The organism is Sphingobium sp. MK2 (assembly GCF_040170545.1).
In the GTDB taxonomy this organism is placed as follows: Bacteria; Pseudomonadota; Alphaproteobacteria; order Sphingomonadales; family Sphingomonadaceae; genus Sphingobium.
Genome location: NZ_JAZDXA010000051.1, coordinates 23,186 through 30,482, shown reverse-complemented (window position 1 = coordinate 30,482; position 7,297 = coordinate 23,186). Strand labels below are relative to the sequence as shown.

The window sequence follows — 7,297 nt, the reverse complement described above, 5'->3', positions numbered from 1 at the left end:
CCCCATCGACTTCGAAACACAAGCTGGTGTAGCTTGAATGAGCCTATCTTGGTGTCCGCCAAACCGGCAGCAGGCCACTCCTGCGTTTAGGTTTCGGCTCGACGGCAGCGACGACAAGCTCACGATAAATCAGCTCGACGTGGCGCTATGCCCACTTCATGCGTGGTGGAGCTTGGCCGCTCCGATCTAGACTGCCAACGCCATCTGCCCACCGGCTGGGTCGGGCGCGGTATAGCGACCGGCGGCATCCGCTGCGATGGCGTTCGCGATTTGCGCCGCGATCATCGGCGGCACCGCATCGCCAATCTGACGATATTTGAAGGATAGACTTCCGAGGAATTGGTAGTCGGCTGGGAAGCCCTGCAACAGCGCCATCTCACGCACGGACAGCAATCGATCCTGCTCAGGGTGAGAGTAGCGTCCGTTGCCTGGGTGACTGCACTCGCGCGTCACGGTGGGGGCAACCTTGTCCCAAGCGAGCCTCCCGTAGATATCGGGGAAGGAACCCGGCTTGTTCACGTTCATGCTCGGGATACGCAGATGCGCTTGGCTCTCGGTCAGGTCAGTCCAGCTCCCACCGTCCCTCGGGATGGCCCGCATCCTCGCCATCGAAGCCTCACCCATGTTTGGGCAGACGTGCATTGGATCGTCCGGGTTGGTTTCCCCGGCGCGCAATGATGGCAGGTGCCCGATGGCATCGCGCACAGTCCGCAGGCGGGTAACGGCCGGAATGGCAAGATCGAAGCGGTCTCCGAGCTTTGCAATAATTAGGCTTCTAATGCGGCTTTGCGGAAGGCCGAAATTCTTGAGGTCGTGCACCTCCGCGAACACCTCATAGCCCAGCCCGGTCAGGCTACGGTGCAGTCCGTGGAAATGGTGGTTGTGCCGTCCCTTCAATAGCTCCTTCACATTCTCGATCACCACATACTTTGGCTTCCAGGCTGCGGCGAAAACGGCGGTTCGCTCAACTAGCTGGTTGCGGGGGTCATCGCTGACGTGATTGCGGGACTGCTTTTGGCTGAAACCAGTGCAGGGAGCACACGAGATCAGCACGTCAATATCTGCGGCGGTGAAGCCGAAATGCGAAGATATCTCATCGGGGTCCGCTACGGACAGATCGGCCGACAAGGGCTCAAGGCCGACATTCGCGTGATAGGTGGCGTTGCAGCCCGTTGCGCCGATCCCGTGGCTGGGCTTCGCCACTTCCAGATCGACGGCCCCAAGGGGCACGAAACTGCCTTGCCGAGCGAAGCCCGACGACATCCCCCCACCGCACGAAAACAAGTCTACAAAACCAAGCTGCATGTCGCTCTACGATTCACCCCACCGCCTCAGATCATGTTGCCTTCTTAGCCCATGGCAAGGAGAACGAAACAAGAAAGTGCCACCGGGGGCGATTGCCGGCATTGGCGGCGGGTATTTCGTGGGCCAACGCGAGCGGGGCACCGTCTTAATTCCCGTCTTTCTAAGACGGTGGCCCCGGAGGAAGTGAGCTAACCTATTGGAAAATATGGTGGACGCACTTGGGCTCGAACCAAGGACCCGCTGATTAAGAGTCGTTTTAAGAAGATTCCGTCTGCTTCCGTCACCTTCCATCAAGGCTCGTGCGCATTGATTTATCTTGCTGAACTTACTGAATAATATCAGAGAACCTCTTCCATATTTCTCCGTCTGAATGTATGATCGAACACGGGCGGTCAAGGCCATTTTGACATCCATACGGCACCCATAGAAGCTCTATTCTCTCACTTTGCGAGTTACGTCCATGGCTATATCCTTGACAAAGAACGGCATTGAGGCTGCAATTGCCAAACTCCGCTCCGAGCCGGGGAAGCGTATCGAGCTTCGGGACGATAAGGAAGCCGGACTTCTTATCAGAGCCGGCGAACGCGGCGCGAGCTGGTCTCTCGCAGTGCGCCTGCAGGATGGCCAGCGCACTCGGATCAAGCTTGGAACCTGGCCGGGCATGGGGATCGCAGAAGCTCGTGCAGCTGCCCGCGTCGCCCGGACGCAAATCGACCAGGGTAGCAATCCCAACGAACGCAAGCGGGTCGCGCGGCGAACTGCGGCGATTGCTTCGCTCAACCGCAAAACCCTCTCCGAGGTGATCGAGGACTATGACAAGGCCGTGCTTTCGCAGCACCGTCGCGGCGCGCAGACGAAGCGAGCGCTCGACGGCAAGCGGGGGCTCCTGCGCACTCTGCTCAATCGACAACCCGAATCGATCATGAAGGCAGAGATTTCCGATCTCGTAAAAAAGCATGCCAAAACTGCCCCGATCGCCGCTAACAGGAATCTCGCCTACGCATCTGCCTTCTTCAACTGGTGCGTCGACGAAGGCGTTTTGGCCGAAAATCCGGCGGAGAAAGTGCGCAAGCCGTCCAAGGAAAATGAGCGCGAGCGGTTTCACACAATCGGTGAGCTCAAAGAGATATGGGCCGCCGCCGGCACATTGGGCTATCCGTTCGCCCAGCTTTTTCGGTTGCTGATCGTCCTCCCCAATCGACGCGAAGAGGTGGCCGCGATGCCGGTCGAGCATCTTGATCTTGCGAGCGATCGGGCGCCCGGCGACGCTGTGTGGTTGTTACCAGGTGCCCGCACCAAGATGAATAATGCGCTTCGCGTGCCGCTCTCCAGACTGGCGCGATCGATCATCATCGAAGCGATGGAGCATCCGGATCGCCCCAAGGACTCCAAGCTCGTTTTCACGACCACAGGTGATACGCCCGTTTCCGGTTTCACCAAGGGACGGCGCAGATTAGATCAAGCGATTCAGGCGGCTCGTATCAAACGGACGGGGGATGAAGAGACCCCCGAGATGCCACACTGGGTAGTTCACGATCTTCGGACGACCTTCAATACGCATGGCTGCGAAATTTTGGGAATTCCTCCCCATGTTGCGGATCGCATCCTTAATCATGTCGCGACCGCTACGCGATCCAAGATCATGCGGGTCTACAATAAGTCCGAACTATTCGAACCGCGCAAGGAGGCGCTCAGCGCTTGGGCCTCGCTGCTGGAGCAGCGAGTCATTCCTAGCAGCAAGCTCGTCGTATCATAACTCCATACGGCGGTTGCTGGGACACTGGCTGCCATTTCAGGATACGTCTAAAACAATTTTGCTATTCGTATCGGAGCAAGCCAAACAATCTATATCACGATACCGTGCTTTAGCGAGAAGCCCTTCATTTCAGCATCACGATTCATCCCGCAGATTTGCTGCAGATGCGCCCCTCGCTTCCCCACGAGAACCAACATATGGCATACGAAAGCGCGATCGTGATCGCGCAGAGCGCGTTAGGCTGGCGGCAGGTTCGAAGCTGTCATTGAGAGAGCGCGCTGTAGCCTTCGCACGAGACCGAGGCGAAGTGAGGACGAAGGATCTCACAGATATCGGTATTCCCCGCTGCTATCTTTCTCCCATGTGCGACGAAAGACTGCTCATGAAGGTCGGCCATGGCCGCTATCGCGCTGCAAGCCAATAAGCTCAGGTCGAACCTTTCTGATCAGGACGCCCGATAATCAACGGAGCCATGCGCTCCCACGCCGTTCGCAAACTACGGGCCTATGCCCTGAAGCGTGACAAGCATCGCCTGCGGCGACGTCTCTGACATGTGGTCACGCTTGGCTTCAACGCGCTTGATCTGTTCGGTGAGCAGCTCGAGACGATCGAGCTCACGATTGAGCTGCGCCTCGAGATGCAAGGGCAACGGCTTGCCGCCGACGGTCCTCCTCCTCGATCGTTGGCACGCGAATCATCGAGCAAACCCTTGGCTCACTGCGCATCCACGCCATCAGGGTACGCACTAGCGTCTCGCTATTAATCCCGTCGGCCTTTGCCCGCCGGAGGCGGCGAGACCGCAACCGAAGCGGCGTCGACCACATGGCTGGTGATCCAATCTTCCGACTCCAGAGCGCGATGAATCCAAAAGCCGTGGAGCGCCGCTTCCTGAATAGCGATCACCGGATAGCGCTGGCCCTCGCGGGCCTGTGCCTTGTCACGCAGGGCATCCAGGCAGGCCAGCATCGCCGCCCGGCGCCGAGTGATGGGACATCTTTTCGCTACCCGGCGATAGAGAAGTCACCAGCCCGGTCGATTTCGCGAGTTCCAGCGAGACGAAAATTGCGCCAAGATCAACACGGATGGCGGCAGGCTGCGAGATGGGGTCTGCTGACATGGCAAATCCTTTCAGAGTGGTTGCTAGCAAACCGACTCTGAGCCCCCTCAGGCCGCTATCCAACTCTTATCATGGGATCTTTTCCAATGTCGGAAAATAGCGATTCCTGGTTGTCGTCTTCGGCGCGACACGGGATTGGGCGCGCCAGTTTGGCCTTGATCCACTCGTCTTCGAGGTCGCTGGAGCGGATTTGATAGGGCGCGTAGCGCATGACCTGCTCGGCGGCGATATGCCATTCCTGAGGAAGCGTTGGATCTTGACTTGCGGGACTCCGAGTTTGGCGGCCGCGTCCGACATCGTGAGCCATTCGCCGTTCTTGTCAGAAGACCGGTAACCGCTGATCTTGCGCACCACATGGCTCACTGGCGTGTTCAGTCTGCCCAATTTAATTGTTAAGGCAATGATTGCATATTGAACGCAATCGGATGATGGACTAGGTAGCCGCGCATGCCCCGCGACCGATCCAGAACCAGCCCCGTCACGCTTTTTGAACTCACGAACGCTTTGCAGCCGATCCGGCGTGTCTGGGTTCAGGCAGTCAGTCTCGCACTCGCCGACTTCGGACTTCCCGCATCGCTCATTTCGGCGCTCATTCTGGCGTCCCGTCATGGAGACAAGGGTGTCAGGCAGAACGCGCTGGCCGAGGAAGTCGGGGTCAATCCGGGCGGCATGGTGCGCATTCTCGACCAGGCCGAAGCCGCCAACCTGCTTGAGCGGCGCGATTCTCCCGAGGACCGGCGCATCAAGACGATCCATGTCATGCCGAAAGGTCGTGACCTTGCGAAGAAGATGGAAAAGGCGGTCACGCGGCTCCGCGACGATCTCCTTGGTGATCTTACCATGCAGGACATCGAAACGACGACGCGCACGCTGCGTTTGTTCGAGGAACGGATCGGTCAGTTCCTGCAGCAGGCGCGGACGGGCCGATGAAAGTCAGCGCCGATCAGCTGATCTTCTCTGTTAAGCTGTTCGTCGCGGGCATGATCGCATTCGCGATAGCGGTGCGGATCGGCCTGCCCAATCCTTACTGGGCACTTGTCACCTGCTGCGTCTGCATGAACTCCATGAGCGGGGCGATCCGGTCGAAGGCCGTCTATCGCTTCACCGGAACTTTCTGCGCCGGCTTCGTCACGCTTGCCATGGTCGCGCTGTTTGCGAGCGCGCCGCTGCTGCTGATCGCGGCGTCGGGAATCGTGGCAACCCTGGCGTTCGGTATTTCTTTCCTCGACCGCACGCCGCGCAGCTACGGCTTCCAGCTTTTCGCGATCACGCTCATGCTGGTGGCGGTCGCCGGTGTGGATCATCCGGAGATCATGTTCGATACCGTTGTGGCGCGGGTCAGCGAAATCACCCTCGGCATCCTCGCGACGACCCTCGTTGACGGCGTGATCGCTCCGCGTTCTCTTGAAGGTGCGCTACGCGCGCGCCTGCATCGCTGGCTGCCCAGCATCGAGACCTGGGCGAAGGATGTCCTTGATGGCCATGAGGCGGACGCCCAAGGAGAGCATGACCGGCTAAAGACGCTGGCCGACATCACATCCCTGTCACAGCTGACCGGTGCGCTGCGCTACGATCCGACGATCCATCGCGATGACCTGCGGCACGCGCTCGCGATCCAGCAACGCCTGCTGCGCATAGTCCCGCTCCTTTCCGCGATCGGCAGCCGCATCGCGGGCCTTGGCGAAGCGGAGCGCTTGGCCCTCCGACCCTCTCTCGCCACGGCCAGGGCCCATCTCGATGCCGGTACGGAACCGCTACCCGATCTGGCCGATGCCGTGCGCTCGCTTCCGCTCGATGCCAGTGACGCGCGCGCGTGGCAGCAACTCGTTCATGATGCGCTGGCCGACATGCTGACGGAAATGCTGACGCTCTGGAGCGAGGTTTCGCGGATCGAGGCGGCGTTGAGCGGAAAGGCGAAGCTTGCGCCCGCGCTCGCGCGAACAGTCAGCGAGACGCAGGCGTTTCCGCTCAACCCCGACATTGATCACGCTGCCCGGATCGCGGCGGGAATCCTCGTAACCTACGCCCTCCTCTGCGGGCTCTGGTATGCGACGGGCTGGCATCAGGGCGCGAACGCCGTCCTGTTCAGCACGATAGCGCTGGCCTTCTTCGGCGGCGGCGACGAGCCTGGCAGAGCGATCGGAATGTTCGCGCGTTTCGCCCTGCTCGCGACCCTGCTGGCGGGGATCCTGTGCTACGGCCTGCTCCCGCTCGCTGCCGATTTCGCGACCTTTGCGATGATGATGGGCCTGTTCATGCTGCCGCTGGGCGTCTGGGCGGCCGTCAATCCGATGGCGACGCTGATCCTCGCCTTCGGGCTCAGCAACATCAATCTACAGGGCCATTATTCGCCGCCCGATTTCGGAACCTTCGTCGAGGCGAGCGTCGCCAGCATGCTGGGCATATTCACCGCCATTCTCGGCGCCGGCCTGTTCCGTACCTGGGGCGTGCAGCATCAGCTTCAGCGCGTCCTCCGCATCGAAGCGCGCGAGATCGCGCGGCTGAGCCGGTCGCCCAGCCGACGGTTGCGGGACAGCTATGTCCAGCGGGCGCTCGACCGCATTTCGGTGGTGACGGCGCGCCTTGCCGCAGCCGGGCAGGTCGAGCGGAGCGCCGGCCTGCTCATCCGGCTGCGGGTCGGCGCGAACGTCGCCGACCTGCGCTCGATGGGCAACGCGCTTCCCGCCGATGGGCGGCAGGCGACGGATCGGGTTCTCGATCAACTCCGCAGCGAGTTCGACAAGCCGCAGCCGTCGTCCCGTCTGCTCGCGCTCATCGACGAAGCACTTGATGCGCTCTGGCCGGGAGATGGTTCGCCCGGCGCTCGCCCCGACCGCGCCATTCATGCCTTAGCGGGTCTGCGCATCGCCCTGTTCGAGCGCGCGCCGGCCTGGGTACCGGCGACATGATCGGCGAAATCGACATCGCGGGCGTGTTCGTTTCGCCGCTGCTCCTCTGCGCGATCCTCGGCTTCGCGATGCGCCTGCTGCTGTCGCGGGTGCTCGAGTCCATCAGCTTCTACCGCCTCGTCTGGCAGCGCCCGCTGTTCGACACCGCCCTGTTCCTCATCCTGACCGGCACCGCCTTTCTGGCTCTACGCCTTGTCACCGCATCCTGAA

General features: G+C 60.8%; 6 protein-coding genes and 1 pseudogene. 4 read left to right on the top strand and 3 right to left on the bottom strand.

Going from position 1 to position 7,297, the window contains the following annotated elements; genetic code table 11:
• Window positions 1-186: 186 nt before the first annotated feature.
• Entirely contained in the window at window positions 187-1,305 is a 1,119-nt protein-coding gene (locus V2I08_RS18085; RefSeq protein ID WP_349636245.1) for a DNA cytosine methyltransferase, read from the bottom strand.
• 472 nt (window positions 1,306-1,777) lie between these two features.
• On the opposite strand from V2I08_RS18085, the gene V2I08_RS18080 reads away from it, so the two are divergent.
• Window positions 1,778-3,061: a site-specific integrase gene (locus tag V2I08_RS18080; protein WP_349636244.1), complete on the top strand. Its 1,284-nt coding sequence runs from the start codon at window positions 1,778-1,780 to the stop codon at window positions 3,059-3,061.
• A 502-nt stretch (window positions 3,062-3,563) separates the two neighbouring features.
• Here V2I08_RS18080 and V2I08_RS20645 read toward each other — a convergent pair.
• Window positions 3,564-4,178: pseudogene (locus V2I08_RS20645) on the bottom strand (IS110 family transposase); the annotation flags it as partial.
• Window positions 4,179-4,233: 55 nt separating this feature from the next.
• Window positions 4,234-4,389 carry a hypothetical protein gene (locus V2I08_RS18065; protein WP_349636243.1) on the bottom strand — a complete coding sequence of 52 codons (156 nt, stop codon included), beginning with the start codon at window positions 4,387-4,389 and terminating at the stop codon, window positions 4,234-4,236.
• Between the two features lie 236 nt (window positions 4,390-4,625).
• On the opposite strand from V2I08_RS18065, the gene V2I08_RS18060 reads away from it, so the two are divergent.
• Genes V2I08_RS18060 through V2I08_RS18050 form a run of 3 tightly spaced genes read left to right on the top strand, consistent with a single transcriptional unit; the run spans window position 4,626 to window position 7,296 of the window.
• Window positions 4,626-5,108, top strand: a complete 483-nt coding sequence (locus tag V2I08_RS18060) for a MarR family winged helix-turn-helix transcriptional regulator (RefSeq protein WP_051519957.1) — start codon at window positions 4,626-4,628, stop codon at window positions 5,106-5,108.
• The gene (locus V2I08_RS18055) at window positions 5,105-7,087 is read left to right on the top strand and encodes an FUSC family protein (RefSeq protein ID WP_349636242.1); all 1,983 of its coding nucleotides are present in this window, start codon (window positions 5,105-5,107) and stop codon (window positions 7,085-7,087) included. Before V2I08_RS18060 ends, V2I08_RS18055 begins: the two co-directional genes overlap by 4 nt.
• Entirely contained in the window at window positions 7,084-7,296 is a 213-nt protein-coding gene (locus tag V2I08_RS18050; protein WP_024018728.1) for a DUF1656 domain-containing protein, read from the top strand. The genes V2I08_RS18055 and V2I08_RS18050 overlap by 4 nt, the downstream gene beginning before the upstream one ends.
• The last annotated feature ends 1 nt before the right edge of the window (window position 7,297 follow it).

Excerpts from the sequence above, each read along its gene's own strand:
- V2I08_RS18055 (WP_349636242.1), top strand. The coding sequence starts at position 5,105 with ATGAAAGTCAGCGCCGATCAGCTGATCTTCTCTGTTAAGCTGTTCGTC.
- V2I08_RS18065 (WP_349636243.1), bottom strand. The coding sequence starts at position 4,389 with ATGCGCTACGCGCCCTATCAAATCCGCTCCAGCGACCTCGAAGACGAG.
- V2I08_RS18085 (WP_349636245.1), bottom strand. The coding sequence starts at position 1,305 with ATGCAGCTTGGTTTTGTAGACTTGTTTTCGTGCGGTGGGGGGATGTCG.
- V2I08_RS18060 (WP_051519957.1), top strand. The coding sequence starts at position 4,626 with ATGCCCCGCGACCGATCCAGAACCAGCCCCGTCACGCTTTTTGAACTC.
- V2I08_RS18050 (WP_024018728.1), top strand. The coding sequence starts at position 7,084 with ATGATCGGCGAAATCGACATCGCGGGCGTGTTCGTTTCGCCGCTGCTC.